Source organism: Arthrobacter ulcerisalmonis, assembly GCF_900609065.1.
Taxonomy (GTDB): domain Bacteria; phylum Actinomycetota; class Actinomycetes; order Actinomycetales; family Micrococcaceae; genus Arthrobacter; species Arthrobacter ulcerisalmonis.
On the sequence record NZ_UXAU01000041.1, the window covers coordinates 46,642 to 61,919 of the forward strand.

Annotated in this window: 13 protein-coding genes; 11 read left to right on the forward strand and 2 right to left on the reverse strand. The window is 64.4% G+C overall.

Annotated elements, in window-relative coordinates; translation table 11 throughout:
• Positions 1-15 precede the first annotated feature (15 nt).
• Entirely contained in the window at positions 16-1,110 is a 1,095-nt protein-coding gene (locus PSET11_RS15410; RefSeq protein WP_124093210.1) for a polyprenyl synthetase family protein, read from the reverse strand.
• Positions 1,107-1,631, reverse strand: a complete 525-nt coding sequence (locus PSET11_RS15415) for a hypothetical protein (RefSeq protein ID WP_124093211.1) — start codon at positions 1,629-1,631, stop codon at positions 1,107-1,109. Before PSET11_RS15415 ends, PSET11_RS15410 begins: the two co-directional genes overlap by 4 nt.
• A gap of 74 nt (positions 1,632-1,705) precedes the next feature.
• On the opposite strand from PSET11_RS15415, the gene dinB reads away from it, so the two are divergent.
• The 11 genes from dinB (at position 1,706) to ftsW (ending at position 15,275) form a co-directional block, all read left to right on the forward strand.
• A complete protein-coding gene (gene dinB / locus PSET11_RS15420; protein ID WP_377946744.1) occupies positions 1,706-2,941 on the forward strand; it encodes a DNA polymerase IV in 1,236 nt (411 codons plus the stop codon).
• Positions 2,942-3,201: 260 nt separating this feature from the next.
• On the forward strand, positions 3,202-3,579 hold the full coding sequence (locus PSET11_RS15425) for a DUF3040 domain-containing protein (RefSeq protein ID WP_124093212.1): 378 nt from the start codon (positions 3,202-3,204) through the stop codon (positions 3,577-3,579).
• A 459-nt stretch (positions 3,580-4,038) separates the two neighbouring features.
• Positions 4,039-4,467: a division/cell wall cluster transcriptional repressor MraZ gene (mraZ, locus tag PSET11_RS15430; RefSeq protein WP_124093213.1), complete on the forward strand. Its 429-nt coding sequence runs from the start codon at positions 4,039-4,041 to the stop codon at positions 4,465-4,467.
• 161 nt (positions 4,468-4,628) lie between these two features.
• Positions 4,629-5,621 (forward strand): 16S rRNA (cytosine(1402)-N(4))-methyltransferase RsmH, encoded by a 993-nt coding sequence (gene rsmH / locus PSET11_RS15435; RefSeq protein WP_124093214.1) that lies wholly within the window; start codon positions 4,629-4,631, stop codon positions 5,619-5,621.
• Positions 5,618-6,274: a cell division protein FtsL gene (gene ftsL, locus PSET11_RS15440; protein WP_124093215.1), complete on the forward strand. Its 657-nt coding sequence runs from the start codon at positions 5,618-5,620 to the stop codon at positions 6,272-6,274. Before rsmH ends, ftsL begins: the two co-directional genes overlap by 4 nt.
• A gap of 43 nt (positions 6,275-6,317) precedes the next feature.
• Positions 6,318-8,120 (forward strand): peptidoglycan D,D-transpeptidase FtsI family protein, encoded by a 1,803-nt coding sequence (locus tag PSET11_RS15445; protein ID WP_124093216.1) that lies wholly within the window; start codon positions 6,318-6,320, stop codon positions 8,118-8,120.
• A 75-nt stretch (positions 8,121-8,195) separates the two neighbouring features.
• Positions 8,196-9,830 carry a UDP-N-acetylmuramoyl-L-alanyl-D-glutamate--2,6-diaminopimelate ligase gene (locus tag PSET11_RS15450; protein ID WP_124093217.1) on the forward strand — a complete coding sequence of 545 codons (1,635 nt, stop codon included), beginning with the start codon at positions 8,196-8,198 and terminating at the stop codon, positions 9,828-9,830.
• A gap of 6 nt (positions 9,831-9,836) precedes the next feature.
• Positions 9,837-11,303: a UDP-N-acetylmuramoyl-tripeptide--D-alanyl-D-alanine ligase gene (locus tag PSET11_RS15455; RefSeq protein ID WP_124093218.1), complete on the forward strand. Its 1,467-nt coding sequence runs from the start codon at positions 9,837-9,839 to the stop codon at positions 11,301-11,303.
• Entirely contained in the window at positions 11,300-12,409 is a 1,110-nt protein-coding gene (gene mraY, locus PSET11_RS15460) for a phospho-N-acetylmuramoyl-pentapeptide-transferase (RefSeq protein ID WP_124093219.1), read from the forward strand. Before PSET11_RS15455 ends, mraY begins: the two co-directional genes overlap by 4 nt.
• A complete protein-coding gene (gene murD, locus PSET11_RS15465; protein ID WP_203415998.1) occupies positions 12,391-13,932 on the forward strand; it encodes a UDP-N-acetylmuramoyl-L-alanine--D-glutamate ligase in 1,542 nt (513 codons plus the stop codon). The genes mraY and murD overlap by 19 nt, the downstream gene beginning before the upstream one ends.
• Positions 13,933-13,934: 2 nt before the next feature.
• Entirely contained in the window at positions 13,935-15,275 is a 1,341-nt protein-coding gene (ftsW, locus tag PSET11_RS15470) for a putative lipid II flippase FtsW (RefSeq protein WP_124093221.1), read from the forward strand.
• Positions 15,276-15,278 lie beyond the last annotated feature (3 nt).

The window sequence follows — 15,278 nt, forward strand, 5'->3', positions numbered from 1 at the left end:
GCCGCGGCGTGCGGGTCAGGCGGCGCGGCTGACCGTCACTTCAGCCAAGCGGCGTAGTGCCGTTTTAGGCAGCTCGTCAAGATCCAGGGCTGCCAACGCCTCGTAGGCTGTTGCGCCGAACTGCTCAATCAGGACTTCCGTGGCCTGCAGCGCCCCCGACTCCGCAATGATCGTCCGGATCTGGTCGATTTCAGGGTCAGTGAGATCCTGGTGCCCCAGCCGGGCATCGATGAACGCCGACTCGGCTGCGGTAGCCTGCTCCAAAGCGAGGGCCACTAGGACAGTCCGCTTTCCCTCGCGAAGATCATCCCCTGCCGGCTTGCCCGTGGTCTGCGGATCGCCGAAGACCCCCAGTACGTCGTCGCGCAGCTGGAACGCTTCGCCCAATGGCAATGCAAAAGCTGAGTAACCGCGGAGGAGTTCGGTGCTGGCTCCTGCCAGTGCGCCGCCCAGCGCCAATGGGTGCTCAGTAGAATATTTGGCACTCTTGAATCGAATGATCGATTGCGCCCGGTGGACGGCACCGGCGCGGTCGCGGACCGGACCGGCCACCTCCTCGAGGATGTCCAGGTACTGACCGGCCATGACTTCGGCCCGCATGAGATTGAAAATCAGGCGCGCGGTGCTTCGGGCGGCGGCTCGTTCGCCGATGTCCGTGAAAGCTTCCTCGCTGAAGGACAGGCAAAGGTCGCCGGCGAGAATGCCTGCCGCCTGGCCGAATCGCTCACTGTCGAGCGCCCAGCCCTGGGCGTCGTGGAGCTGGCTGAAGCTGCGGTGCACGCTGGGGCCGCCGCGTCGAGTGTCCGACCTGTCGATGATGTCGTCATGGATCAGGGCCGCTGCCTGGAAGAGTTCCAGGGCCGTGCCCGCGGTCACCACTTCCGGTGCCTCCGCAGCGCCGCCGGCACCGCGCCAACCCCAGTAGCACATCAGTGCCCGCAGCCGTTTGCCGCCGGTGACCAGGTTGGAGATTGAACCCATGATGGGCTCGATGTCTGGCGAGATGGCGGCCATGACTGACTGCTTTGCGCTGAGGAACCCTGTCAGCTCGCCTGCCACCGCCGCCACAAAGTCTGCCTGCTCGTGCCGGAGCTGCTCCGCAGCGCTCACTTCGCCGACTCGGCGGCGACGTTGGCGCCGATGGTGAACGTGCTGACCCCGGCTGCCTCGACAACAGAGATATTGACCGTTTCAGAGTCGTTCCGGACAAAGTCCTTGGAGGCGATGGCGCCCACTGAGTCGCCGGGTACGGCCTTGAAGCCTTGCGCTTCGAGGGCCTTCGTGTAGAAATCCACGACGGCGGCCGCTGTGGTCCGATTCGTTGCCACCAAGGCCGCGGTGACCGGCGTCGTGGCCTTGTCGAAGCTGCTGGACACCACAGTCGACTCCGGCATGAGGGGAAGGAGTTGGGTGGGGAAGCCGGCAACCACTGCGCCCACCGTCGCTGAGGTGTTGGGCGACGCCGACGGGCTGGGCGAGGCGGTCACGGTGGAGGGGGCGGCGGCCGAAGTGGACCCAGAAACTGTGGGTGCCGGGCTGCCCGACGGGGTGGGGCTGCAGGCTGCCAAGGCGAGTGCCGTGCTGGCCACGAGGGCGAGGCCCACGGGCCGAAGTTTTCCAATGACCGTCACAGGGACATTCCTCCTGGTATAGATGCCGGATCCAACCTCCAGTTTAGTCAGTACCGACGGCTAGGATTACAGCCGTGCAACCAGAAGGTAGGAACCAGATCGGATCGGCGGCCGCAACGGACCGCCGGCGCAAGTGCATCATGCACGTCGATATGGATGCCTTCTTCGTTTCCGTGGAGTTGCGGACCCGCCCTGAACTCGTGGGCAAGCCCGTCATTGTGGGGTTCCCGGGGGAGCGTTCGGTGGTTCTTTCCGGCTCATACGAGGCGAGGGCTTTCGGAGTGAAATCGGCCATGCCCATGGCCGTAGCGATGCGGATGTGTCCGCAGGCGGTGGTGATTGAACCGCGCCACGGAGTGTATTATGAGGTCTCGGCCCAATTGATGGCCATTTTTGAATCCATCACTGAGCTGGTTGAACCGCTGAGCGTGGACGAGGCTTTTCTTGACGTCACCGGCGCCATGCGCCGGTTGGGACCACCCAGGGGAATCGGTGAGCTGATCCGCCGTCGGGTGTCAGCGGAACTGGGCATCACGGCGTCGGTGGGGATAGCGGAGACAAAGTTCGTGGCAAAGATCGCCTCGACCCGCTGCAAGCCGGATGGACTGCTGATGATCGGTCCGGATGACACCGTGCCTTACTTGCACAGCCTGCCGGTCGGTGCCCTCTGGGGAGTGGGCGGGAAGACTGCCGACGTGTTGGCGAACATGGGCATCAGGACGGTAGCCGACCTGGCTGCTACTCCCATTGCCACGTTGAAGCGAGCCATGGGGGCGACCGGTGAGCACGTGCACCGATTGTCGTGGGGCATTGACCCCCGCCCCGTGACGCCCATTCGGCTGGAAAAGAGCATCGGCGCGGAGGAGACCTTCGCCATCGATACCGCCGATGATGAACTGATCCACCGCGAGCTGCTTCGACTGGCTCACCGGACGGCGGTGCGCCTGCGAAGCTCCGGGATGGTGGCTCGGACCATCGCCTTAAAGTTGCGGTTCGCCGACTTTTCCACCATCTCGCGCAGCCGGACGGTGCATACTCCCGTGGACAGTGCCCAGCTCATCTACGCGGTGGCCCTGCAGTTGCTGGAAGGAGTGGGCCAGCGGGCCATGACCGTCCGGCTGGTAGGTATCCGAGCGGAGGGGCTGGAGGAAGCGGCCAGGACATCGCTCCAGTTGAGCTTCGATCGGCGCGACGACAACTGGCGGGCAGCGGAGCAGGCGCTGGATCAGGTCACCCGCAGGTTCGGTTCCAAGTCGGTTTTGCCCGCCCGATTGATGGAGCCGGAGACCAGTCGGGATACTCCGGAGTAACATTCTTCGAAATCGGTCAGCGAACTTCCCGTTCGCCTTTCAGATCCGGGCCTGACGACCTATCCTTGAAGATACATAGTTTGCGAGTGAATGGATTTACTGCCGGACCCTCCTGACATGCTCCGCTTAGGCGGCTGAGTGCTTGGCACTGCTCTTGTCATCGGTGGCAGAGTGGGAACGTATCAGGGGCTCCAGTCGTTAAAACGAACGGAGTACTGGCCGGGATTGGCCTGGACGTTGACCTACAAAAGGAGGTCGTGATGCCGCTGTCGGAGCACGAACAGAAGCTGCTGGAACAGCTTGAAAAGCAGCTTCACGAGGAAGACCCCAAGTTTGCGAACTCCATGGGTTCGGATCCGGGCCGATCGTGGTCAACGCGACATGTGGTGATCGGTGTTCTGTGCGCCCTTGCCGGCATCTTCCTGCTCCTGGTCGGAGTGACTACCCAGCTCATTGTTGTTGGCGTCCTTGGCTTCATTGTCATGGGTGGTGGCGTCTACTTCGCCACCATGCGTAGCGCCGCCGCAGCTGCCAGGGGCGGTGCTCCCGGTAGTACCGCGAAATCCGGTAAGCCGCGAAGCTCATTCATGAACAGTCTCGAGGAACGCTGGGACGAACGCCGCCGCGGCGAACCCTAAGCTTCCAGGCCCCAGCCTCCTTCCGCGCTCCTCTTGGGGCTAGTGGAGGATCCGCGAAAAGACCCGCTCCGGCGGGTCTTTTCGCATTTAACGCCTCCGCATAAAACTGCCCTTTCGAAAAGGCAGGTGGCTGGGTTTCGAGGGGGTCCCCACTTCGCCCCACCCGGGCTCAGATTCGGAGATTTTGGCGTCTCGGGTGGAGTTGACGCGCCCGCCGGGGCCCAGTGAAGGCCCCTGAAGCCCCTTACCAGGCGTGTGGGTCGGACGGGTCGGCGGACTCCCTCCACTGCCCTCCACCGCTCGCGGCCGCGGATTTCCGGCATGCGCACCACAGATAGGGGAGTGGCGTGGGGTGTTTCGCGTTGACTGGGGAGCAAAGTGGAGTACTGTGGAGGACATAAGAGGGTGGTTGCAACACAGGGGATGTGCAGTTCCTTTCAGAAGACAGGCGGTGGGCCAATGTTTCTTGGCACACATTCGCCGCGTCTTGATGAAAAGGGCCGGATCATTCTCCCCGCTAAGTTCCGCGAGGAACTGGCCAGCGGACTGGTACTGACTCGAGGCCAGGAACGTTGCATCTACGTCTTCAGTGAGAAGGAATTTGAGCGGGTTCACGAGCAGATGCGGGAGGCACCAATTTCCTCCAAGCAGGCGCGTGACTACATCCGCGTTTTTCTCTCTGGGGCCTCTGATGAGGTACCTGACAAGCAGGGGCGCGTGACCATTCCACCGGCGCTCCGGGAGTACGCAGGTCTTGGCAGGGAATTGGCCGTCATTGGGGCCGGATCCCGCGCAGAGATCTGGGACGCCCAGGCCTGGAACGAGTACCTCGCAGAGAAGGAATCGGCCTTCTCTGAAACCGACGATCCAATCCCGGGCATTCTCTGACTACCCGGACTCCTACGCTTCTTGGCTGAGAACTCCAGCCGGCCCGCCCACCCAACCACCTGGCTCACTTCCCCGGAGCCAGGCGGAGAGGGATGGCAGGCACGGATGGGGCTCTGATCCAAGAAGCACACATTTTTACTCATGGCGAGAGAGGACGAGGCATGACTGAACACCCGAAGCCCACGTCCGAACGCCATGTGCCGGTTCTCAAGGACCGGTGCATCAATTTGTTGGCACCTGGTTTCGAGGCCGCCAGGCTCCGCGGCCAGACTCCGGTAGCCATCGATGCCACCCTGGGCATGGGCGGGCACTCCGAAGCAATGCTGCAGCGGTTCCCGGACCTGCACCTGATCGGCATCGACAGGGACGAAGAGGCTTTGGCGCTGGCAGGGGAGCGGTTGGCCGACTTCTCGGCCCGCACCGACCTGGTCCACGCCGTCTACGACGAAATCGAGGACGTCCTGGCCGACCTCGGGGTCACCGAAGTCCACGGCATCCTGATGGACCTGGGTGTCTCATCGTTGCAGCTGGACGAACGCGAGCGAGGCTTCGCCTACTCGTTTGATGCGCCACTGGACATGCGGATGGACACCAGCCGCGGGCAGACCGCGGCAGATGTGGTGAACAACTACAGCGAAGAGGACCTGGTCCGAATCATCCGGAAGTGGGGCGAGGAGAAGTTTGCCGGCCGGATTGCCAATCGGATCGTGGCCGCCCGGACCGAGAAGCTTTTCGCCACCACCGGTGAACTGGTGGAGCAGATCCGCTCCGTGGTCCCGGCAGCTGCAGCGAAAACTGGCGGGCACCCGGCCAAGCGAACGTTCCAGGCTCTACGCATCGAGGTCAACGAAGAGCTTGAAGTCCTTGAGCGCGCGGTTCCTGCGGCAGTGGATTCACTGGCCATGGGCGGACGCCTGGTGGTGATGTCATACCACTCGCTGGAGGACAAAATCGTCAAGGGTGTGCTGCAGTCGCGGTCCAAGTCTTCTGCGCCCCTGCATTTTCCGGTGGAGCTCGAAGAGCACAAACCCGAACTTAAGACCCTGACCAAAGGCACCGAGGTGCCTACCGCCGTCGAAATCGCCGAAAATTCGCGCGCTGCCTCAGCCAGGCTGCGCGCGGCGGAACGTATCAGAGCCAGGAGAGCTGCATGAGCATCGCCGCCGTCAAGTCCTTCCCCGCTGCCTCCAGCCTGTCTGCTGGTAAGGCTCAGCCGGCAGGAAGTCCAGGCGCAGGGCGCAAGGAACGTACTCCGCTCTCAGTGGTCCGTACCGTTCCGAAGAAGCGCCGGGCGCCCTTCGTGGTGCTGTGCTTCGCCATGCTCGCCGTCGCCTTGGTTGCCGTTCTGGTGCTCAACATCTCCGTCTCCACCTCGCAGTACCAGTTGGTGGAACTGCGCGCCAAGCAGAGTCAGTTGACCAAGACCAACCAGGACCTCACCCAACAGGTGCAGAACTTCGAAGCGCCGCAGAACCTGGCGGCCAAGGCCACCGATCTGGGCATGGTGGCCTCCACGGTCAAGGGCCAGATCGACTTGTCCACGCTGGCAGTGACCGGCAAGGCCACCCCAGCCGTCAAGGGCGCCACCACGGGGTCGGTTCTTCCCGCCCCCGCCGTGGCCGGCCAGCTCATTGTGGTCCCGCCAGCTACCAAGGGTGAACCGTTGGAGAATCGCAAACCCGCTGAAAGCGCAGCAGGTTCCGCCGCGCCGGTGGCGCAAGCCCCGGCTGCCGTCCCTGCCGCCCCTAAAGTGGAATTGAACGGCGGAACGGTTCCTGCCCCCGCGCAGAAGGTCCCCGGTCAGTAAGTAGCAGGTCAAGGCAACACAGCGAGCAGCAAGGAAAATCAGGGTGGCGCAGAGGACCGGCACGGCACACAGCAGGAAATCGCCCAACCCCACCAAACGGCTGCGGCTCGGGCTGAGCATCATGTTGGCCCTGTTGCTGGTGGTGGGTGGCAAGCTCTTCCTGGTGCAGGGTCTGGATGTCGGTGGCAACGCCGAAGCCGCCCTCGACAAGCGGATGACCGAGACGGTCCTGCCCGCTGAGCGCGGCAAGATTCTCGACGCCAACGGCACCGTCATGGCCAGCAGCGTGATCCGCTACAACGTTGTGGTGGACCAGCAGTTGAACACGGCCACTGACACGTTCCGTCGGCTGGACACGGTCGATGGCGAACGCAAGGTAGTCGCCGTCAGCCGGGACCAAGGCATCAACGAACTCGCGGCGGCGTTGGGCATGAAGTCCGACGACGTCCGAACGGCGCTGACGGGCGACTCGCGCTATTACGTCGTGGCCAAAGAGGTCAAGCCCGACGTTGAGGACCGGATCTCGAAACTTCAGATCCCCGGCGTCGTCAGCGAAGGCATCAGCAAGCGGGTCTACCCCAATGGGTCGGTGGCAGGCGGAATCATCGGCTTCCTCCGTGACGGCACCACAGGCCAGGCCGGAATCGAACAGACCCAGGATGAGCTGCTGCAGGGCAAAGACGGTAAACGCGTCTACGAAGAAGGTGCCGATGGGCTCCGCATCCCCGTTGGCCTCGATGAACTGACTCCGCCGGAAAATGGCAAGGACGTCAAGCTCACCCTCAACTCCGACCTGCAGTATTTTGCCCAGCAGGCCATCCAGAGCCAGACTGACAAGCTCGGTGCCGAATGGGGCGTCATCACGGTGATGGACATCAAGACCGGCAACCTGGTGGCCATGGCCGACACCAACGCCCCGGACCCGAACAACCCCGGCCTGGTAGCCGCTGCCGACCGCGGCGTCAGGTCCGTCACTGCTGCGTACGAGCCGGGCTCGGTACAGAAGATGATCACTGCTGCTGCCCTCATTGACGAAGGCAAAGCGACCCCGCTGAGCGAGTACACCCTGCCGCCGTCGTTGACCATCAACGGGCAGACGTTCACCGATTCCTTCTCGCACGGCACAGAGGACAGGACCCTCGCCGGTATTTTGGGCTACTCCATGAACACCGGCACCGTGATGGCGGGTTCGGCGCTCAGCAAGCAGGAGCGTTACGACTGGCTCCGTAAGTTCGGCATTGGCGAGGCACCGGATGTTGGCCTGCCCTCAACGGCTGCTGGAATCCTCACTCCGGCCGACCAGTGGGACGGCCGGCAGGAGTTCACAGTCCTCTTCGGGCAGGGGGTCTCCCAGTCCACGCTCCAGACGGTCCGTGCGTTCGCCGCGATCGCCAACAAGGGCACCATGATCCAGCCGCGCCTCATTGATTCGTACATTTCTGCTGACGGGACCGAAGAGAAAGTGCCTGCCGCGGACACCCGCCAGGTGGTCTCCGAGGGCACCGCACAGCAGGTCCGGGACATCCTGGAGAGCGCCGTCACCGAGGGCCAGATCAAGGACGCCGGCATCGACGGCTACCGCGTCGGAGCGAAAACCGGCACCTCTGAGTCACCGTGCGACGACGGCAAGTCGGGGTTCTGCGGCTACACCGCTTCCATGGTGGGAATGGCCCCGATGGACGATCCGCGGTTTATTGTGGAAGTGGTGCTCCAGCGGCCGAAAGGCAGCATTTACGGAATCACCAATGGACCGGTCTTCCGGTCCGTCATGAGCCAGGTCCTGCGGACCTACAACATCCAGCCGTCCACCGGCGAGCCAGCCAGGCTGCCTCAGTTCGCCAAGTAATACCCCGCACCATGCAGGCAAGCCTCACCCGGCGCTCCTGCTGGCGCGGGAACATCTAGCACCATCGGAGATCCCTTGTCAGAGTTCACCCCGTCCGGCGGTTCCGCCCCGGACGATCAGGCCGGCCGGTCCCCGTTCCGCCCCGCAACAGTCCACCCCGTCCGCCTGGACGCAATCGGCGACGCGTTGGGCCTCGCCGTACCCGACAGGTTCGGCGCTGTGGAGGTGACCGGCATCTCCCTGAACTCCCGCACCGTCCAACCCGGTGACCTCTATGTGGCCCTGCCCGGGGCCACCCGGCACGGCGCCGATTTCATCGCGCAGGCCATCAGCGCCGGTGCCGTGGCGATCCTCACCGACGAAGCAGGCGCCCGGCTGCAGGCGCTCGGCTCCGACGTCGCGGTTCCCGTGGTGGTGGTCCGGCAGCCCCGCAACGTGGTGGGGCCGCTTTCGGCACTGATCTACGGTAGCCAGCCGCAGGACGGCACCGCGCCCGAATTGTTTGCCGTCACCGGTACCAACGGCAAGACCACCACTACCTACTTCATCACCGCCCTGCTGCGGGCTTTGGGCCGGCAGCCGGGCTTGATCGGGACCATTGAAATCCTCGCCGGCGGCGAGGCCATTCCCAGTCTGCTCACCACGCCCGAATCCACTGACGTGCACGGGCTGTTGGCCCTCATGCGCGAACGTGGGCTGACGGCGGCGGCCATGGAGGTTTCTTCACACGCCATTTCCTACCAGCGGGTGGACGGCGTCCGCTTTGACGTGGCTGGTTTCACCAACTTGACGCAGGACCACCTGGACCTGCACGGGACCATGGACGAGTACTTCGCCACGAAGGCCGAACTCTTCACCCCGGCGCGGGCACGGCATGCGGTGGTCACTGTGGATGATCCCTGGGGCCAGCGGCTGGCTGCGCATTCTCCGGTGCCGGTGACCACTCTGGGCACGAGCCCCGGTGCACGTGCGGACTGGACCGTTACCGCCAGCACGCCGCGCGGATTGGGCACGGACTTCACCCTGACCGGCCCCCACGGAGCCGAACTCAAGGTGCATACCGGCCTGCCTGGCAGCTTCAACGTGGCCAACGCGGCGCTGGCCACGGTGATGGTGCTCAGCTCCGGCGTCCCGGTTGAGGCGGTGCAGGAAGCCTTGACGATACGTGATCCGTTCACCGTGGCCGTACCTGGCCGCATGCAGCTCGTCTGTGAGCGGCCCGCGGCAGTGGTTGATTTTGCCCACAACACCGACGCCCTTGCCAGGGCGCTCGAAGCCGTCCGGTCCGCCGAGCCGGGCTCACGCCTGATTGTGGTCTTCGGCGCCACCGGCCAGCGTGACCAAGGCAAGCGGCCCGCCATGGGCGCCATTGCCGCACGGTTGGCAGACACCGTCATCATCACCGACGACGACCCCCACGATGAAGACGCTGCAGCCATCCGGGCAGACGTCCTGGCCGGCGCACACTCAGCGAAAGCAGCAGAATCGTTGGCGGCTGACATTCTTGAAGTCTTCCCACGTGAGGCCGCGATCCAGCATGCCGTGCAGCTTGCCCAGCCCGCCGACACCATCCTTGTTGCCGGCCGTGGACACGAGGTCTGGCAGGAAGTGAAAGGCGTCAACCTTGCCCTCGATGACAGGGTTGAACTGCGCAACGCCTTGACAGCCAGGGGATTGAACGTTCTCCAAGCCGACCGGATAGAGTCCTAGACCGACATGATTGCACTTACTGCGGCGGAGATCGCCGACATCACTCACGGGCGCCTTGACGCCGAACCCGGCATCACGCCGTCGTCCGTTGTGACGGACTCCCGGGAAGCCACCCAAGGCGCGCTGTACGTTGCCAAACCCGGCGAGCAGGCGGACGGCCACGACTTCATTGCGGCCGCCTTCGCCGCCGGAGCGACGTTGGCCCTGGTGGAGCGCCCGGTCGCTGCCGCAGACGGAACCACCTATCCCGCAGTGGTAGTGGCCGACGCCGTAGCCGCCATGGGTGCCCTGGCCGCGGAAGTGGTGCGGCGTATCCGGGCCGCGCGTACCGCCCGGAACGAACGCACCACCGTGGTGGGAATCACCGGCTCCGCCGGGAAAACCACCACCAAGGACTTGGTAGCTGGAATCTTCGCCGCCCATGGCCCCACCGTCGCGCCGCAAGGCTCCTACAACGGCGAGGTGGGCGTCCCGCTGACGGTCTTCCGGGCCGACGAGGACACCCGCTACCTGGTGATCGAAATGGGCGCCACCGGGATTGGCCACATCCGCTACCTTTGCGACCTGGTGGCCCCGGACATCGGCGTTGTCCTCGGCGTGGGTACCGCGCACGCCGGCGAGTTCGGCGGCGTGGAGAACATTGCCCGCGCCAAGGGCGAAATGGTGGAAGCCCTTTCGGCTGCCGGTACCGCCATCCTGAATCTCGACGACGAACGGGTGGCCGCCATGCGCAGCCGCACCGAAGCGACAGTGCTGGGTTTCTCCGCCGAGGGGCGCAGCGACGCTGGCGTCCAGGCACTCAACGTCGACACCAACGCTTCCGGCAACCCTGAATTTGACCTGGTGCTGCCGAACCACCCGGGGACGCTGCCGGTCCAGAGCCAACTCATTGGTGCGCACCATGTGGCCAACCTCCTGGCCGCCGCCGCCATCGCATCTGCTGCCGGCGTGCCGGGGGCTGACATTGCGGCTTCGTTGGGAACGCAGGCAGCTGCGAGCCGGTGGCGGATGGAACGCACCGAACGTGCCGACGGCGTCACCATCATCAACGACGCCTACAACGCGAACCCCGAGTCCATGCGCGCGGCGCTCCGGACCCTGGCCGACCTTGGCCGTGGCCGGCGCACCTGGGCAGTCCTCGGCGCCATGCGGGAGCTCGGCGAGGACACCATCCGGGAGCACACTGCCGTAGGCACCCAGGTGGTGCGGCTGAACATCTCCCGCCTGGTGGTGGTGGGCAGGGAAGCCCGGGCCCTCTACGTTTCCGCGGTCCAGGAAGGCTCCTGGGGCGATGAATGCATCTTCACCGAAGACGCTGATGAAGCCTACGAACTGTTGAGCCGTGAACTGCAGCCGGGAGACTTGGTGCTCTTCAAATCCTCCAACGGAGTAGGGCTGCACCGTCTAGGCGATCGGATAGCATTACCCCCACAAACCCCGCAAAGTACCGATGAAAGGAGCACTCTGCTGTGATTGCACTTTTGATCGGGTCGGGCCTTGCCCTCCTCTTTGCCTTGGTTGGCACGCCGCTCTTCATCAAGCTCCTGGTCCGACGAGGCTATGGGCAGTTCATCCGCGACGACGGACCCACTTCGCACCACACCAAACGCGGCACCCCCACCATGGGCGGCACCGTGGTGGTGGCAGCAGTCCTGGTCAGCTACTTCCTGACCCACTGGATCATGCTCCTGATGAATCCGGCCTCGCCGGGACCGTCCGCCTCGGCGCTGATCCTGCTGTTCCTGATGGTGGGAATGGGTCTGGTGGGGTTCCTCGATGACTTCATCAAGATCTCCCGGCAACGCAGCCTGGGCCTGAACGCCAAGGCGAAGCTCATCCTGCAGGCCGCCGTCGGCATTATTTTTGCGGTGCTGGCACTGAACTTTCCGGACTCGGAAGGCTTGACCCCCGCCTCCACCAAAATCTCCCTGGTGCGCGACATTCCCTGGCTGGACCTGGCCTTCGGTGGCACCGTCCTGGGCGCCATCCTCTTTGTCCTCTGGTCCAACCTGATCGTCACTGCGGCCACCAACGGCGTGAACCTGACCGACGGACTGGACGGTCTCGCCGCAGGTGCCTCCGTGATGGTCTTTGGCGCCTACACGCTGATGGGCATCTGGCAGAGCAACCAGTCCTGCGGTTCACCCCGCGAGGCTGGCAGCGGTTGCTACTCCGTCCGCGACCCCCTGGACCTGGCACTGCTCGCCGCCATCCTCAGCGCGGCGTTGGTGGGCTTCCTCTGGTGGAACACCTCACCCGCCAAAATCTTCATGGGCGACACCGGCTCGCTGGCCATCGGCGGCGCTGTTGCCGGCTTCGCCATCCTTTCCCGCACCGAACTGCTGCTGGGCATCATCGGCGGACTCTTCGTCCTGATCACCCTCTCGGTGATCATCCAGGTGGGCTACTTCAAGGCCACCGGCGGCAAACGCGTCTTCAAGATGGCGCCGCTCCAACACCACTTCGAGCTCAAGGGCTGGGCCGAGGTGACGGTGGTGGTCCGGTTCTGGATCCTCTGCGGCCTGTTCGTGGCCGTGGGCTTGGGCATCTTCTACGCTGAATGGGTTGTGCTGCTGTGACCGTTTCCCCCCGACTTGTTGGCCTCGATACCTGGGATGCCGACTGGGCAGGGCTCCGCGTGGTGGTCACCGGAATCGGCGTGTCCGGGTTCGCGGCTGCGGACACCCTGATCGAGCTCGGCGCCAGGGTAGTGGTGGTTGACGCCGCCACCAGCGACACCGCACGCTCCCGCGCCGATACGCTCCGGATCGTGGGGGCCGTGGACGTGCTGCTCGGTCCCGACGCCGTCACCAGCATTCCCGAGGTCGACGGCGAACAGCCGGACCTGATTGTCACCTCGCCGGGCTGGCGTCCCGATCAAGCCCTGCTTGCCGCCGCTGCGCGCGCCCACCTTCCGATCTGGGGCGATGTGGAGCTCGCCTGGCGGGTCCGGGTGCGGGAGGGACGCAAGACCGCTGATTGGTTGGCCATCACCGGGACCAACGGGAAGACAACTACGGTAGGCCTGACCGAGTCGATGCTGCGCGCAGCCGGGCTGAAGGCCCTGGCAGTGGGCAACGTGGGCACACCGATCCTCGACGCGCTCCGGGATCCCGTGGAATACGACGTCCTGGCCGTGGAACTCTCCAGCTTCCAGCTGCACTGGTCAGAGTCCCTCTCGCCAGAGGCGAGCGTATGCCTCAACGTTGCCGAAGACCACGTGGACTGGCACGGTTCCTACGCGTCGTACCTGGCCGATAAGGCAAAGGTCTACGAACGCACCCGGAAAGCCTGCATCTACAACGCGGAGCAGATCGAAACCGAACGCATGGTGGAGAACGCAGACGTCGTGGAAGGGTGCCGCGCCGTGGCGTTCACCACCCTGACCCCCGCCATCAGCATGCTCGGAGTTGTTGAGGGCCTCCTAGTGGACAGGGCCTTCATCGAAGAACGCAAAGACAGCGCCGTGGAGCTTGCTGCCATGACAGATCTTGGCGAACTGGCGCCACGGCACATGGTGGCCAACGCCCTCGCCGCCGCCGGCCTGGTCCGTGCCTACGGGGTGGACGTCAAGGCCGTGCGGCAGGGAATCAAGGACTACGTCCCCGGGGACCATCGCATCCAGCCGGTGGCCCGCCACAACGGTGTCCTCTGGGTCAACGATTCCAAAGCGACCAACCCGCATGCCGCAGCGGCCTCGCTGGCCGCCTTCAGCAACGTCGTCTGGATCGCCGGTGGCCTGTCCAAGGGCGTCAGTTACGACCAGTTGGTCCAGGAACATGCCAGTCGCCTCAAGGCCGTGGTGCTCATTGGTGCTGACTCGGCGTCCCTGCTGGCAGCACTGCAGCGACACGCGCCAGATGTCCCCGTGATCCCTGCGCTGCCGGGTGACACTGAAGACGTGCAGTCTGCCGCAGGGGAACACATCATGTCCCTGGCCGTAGCGTCAGCGGCACAGGTGGCCGAGTCTGGCGACACTGTGCTGATGGCTCCGGCAGCTGCTTCCATGGATCAGTTCTCTTCCTACGCTCACCGCGGTGGCGCCTTCATCGAAGCTGTCCGTGAGCTGGTGGAAGGGCAGGCCCAGACCGGCGAGGAGTAACAATGGTCAGCACGCCCACCAGGCCGCAGGCCACCAAAACCCAGCCCAAGGTCCCCACGAAAACCCCTCAAGCAAAGCGGCCAACCACGCCGCTGCCTATTGGGGCCCGCATCCGGGGCGCCTATCACAAGTTCTGGTCCGCCCTCGAAGGGACAGGAACCTCCCGCAACGGGTCCACGTATTACCTCATCCTGGGATCCACCCTCGCGCTGACGGCCATCGGCATCATGATGGTCCTCTCCGCGTCCAGCGTGGAATCCATTGCTGCCGGCGAATCGCCCTACGGCAACGCCTTAAAGCAGGGTGCTTTCGCCGCGATCGGGATCTGCCTGATGTTTGTCCTGTCCCGCATCAATGTGGTGTGGCTTAAGCGCCTGGCCTGGCCAGGTATTGGACTCGCCCTGGTCCTGCTTGCAGCAGTGCAGGTGGTGGGTTCATCGGTCAACGGCAACAAGAACTGGGTGGACTTCGGCGGCATCACCTTCCAGCCCTCCGAAGCTGCGAAGCTCGCGTTGGCGCTCTGGATGGCCACCGTCCTGGCCCGCAAGGGAAAGCTGCTGGCCCGCTGGCAACACGTTCTCATCCCGGCCGTTCCCATGGCAGCAGTCATTATCGCGCTGGTCCTGGTCGGCAACGACCTTGGCACGGCCATGATCATCATGATGGTGGCCGCAGCCGCACTCTTCTTCGCCGGCGTCCCGCTCTACATCTTCGGCATTGCTGGCCTCGCCGCTGCGGCGGGAACAGCCGTCATGGCGATCACCAGTTCCAACCGGATGTGCCGCATCACCTCCTGGTGGACAGGTGAAACCTGCGCCAACGGAACAGACGCCAACTACCAGGCCACCAACGGCCTCTACGGCCTCGCTTCCGGTGGCTGGTTCGGGGTGGGCCTGGGCCAGAGCCGGCAAAAGTACAGCTGGATCCCCGAAGCCCACAACGACTTCATCTTCGCCATCATCGGCGAGGAACTGGGTCTGGTGGGAACCGTCGTCGTGCTTGTCCTCTTCGCCATCCTGGGCGCTGCCATCTACCGCGTGGTGGTGGCACAGGAGGGACTCTTCCACCGAGTCCTGGCTGGCACCATCATGGTGTGGCTCCTCGGTCAGGCCACTGTCAACATGGCGGTGGTGACAGGCCTCATGCCCGTGATCGGTGTACCCCTGCCGTTCATTTCCTATGGCGGCTCCGCCCTGCTCATGTCGCTCTGCGCTGTGGGTGTGGTGTTATCCCTGGCCCGGGAGCAGATGGCCCCCGCCATCCGGCCCAAACGGGTGCTCACGTTAGGCCTCAAACCGGGCCGGGCAACACCCAAAAAGAAGACTGCAAGAAAGCGCTCCTGACCC

What these genes read in the sequence shown, in the direction of transcription:
- PSET11_RS15425 (WP_124093212.1), top strand. Translation starts at nt 3,202, where the DNA reads ATGCCGCTGTCGGAGCACGAACAGAAGCTGCTGGAACAGCTTGAAAAG.
- mraZ (WP_124093213.1), top strand. Translation starts at nt 4,039, where the DNA reads ATGTTTCTTGGCACACATTCGCCGCGTCTTGATGAAAAGGGCCGGATC.
- rsmH (WP_124093214.1), top strand. Translation starts at nt 4,629, where the DNA reads ATGACTGAACACCCGAAGCCCACGTCCGAACGCCATGTGCCGGTTCTC.
- ftsL (WP_124093215.1), top strand. Translation starts at nt 5,618, where the DNA reads ATGAGCATCGCCGCCGTCAAGTCCTTCCCCGCTGCCTCCAGCCTGTCT.
- PSET11_RS15455 (WP_124093218.1), top strand. Translation starts at nt 9,837, where the DNA reads ATGATTGCACTTACTGCGGCGGAGATCGCCGACATCACTCACGGGCGC.
- murD (WP_203415998.1), top strand. Translation starts at nt 12,391, where the DNA reads ATGGGTTGTGCTGCTGTGACCGTTTCCCCCCGACTTGTTGGCCTCGAT.
- ftsW (WP_124093221.1), top strand. Translation starts at nt 13,935, where the DNA reads ATGGTCAGCACGCCCACCAGGCCGCAGGCCACCAAAACCCAGCCCAAG.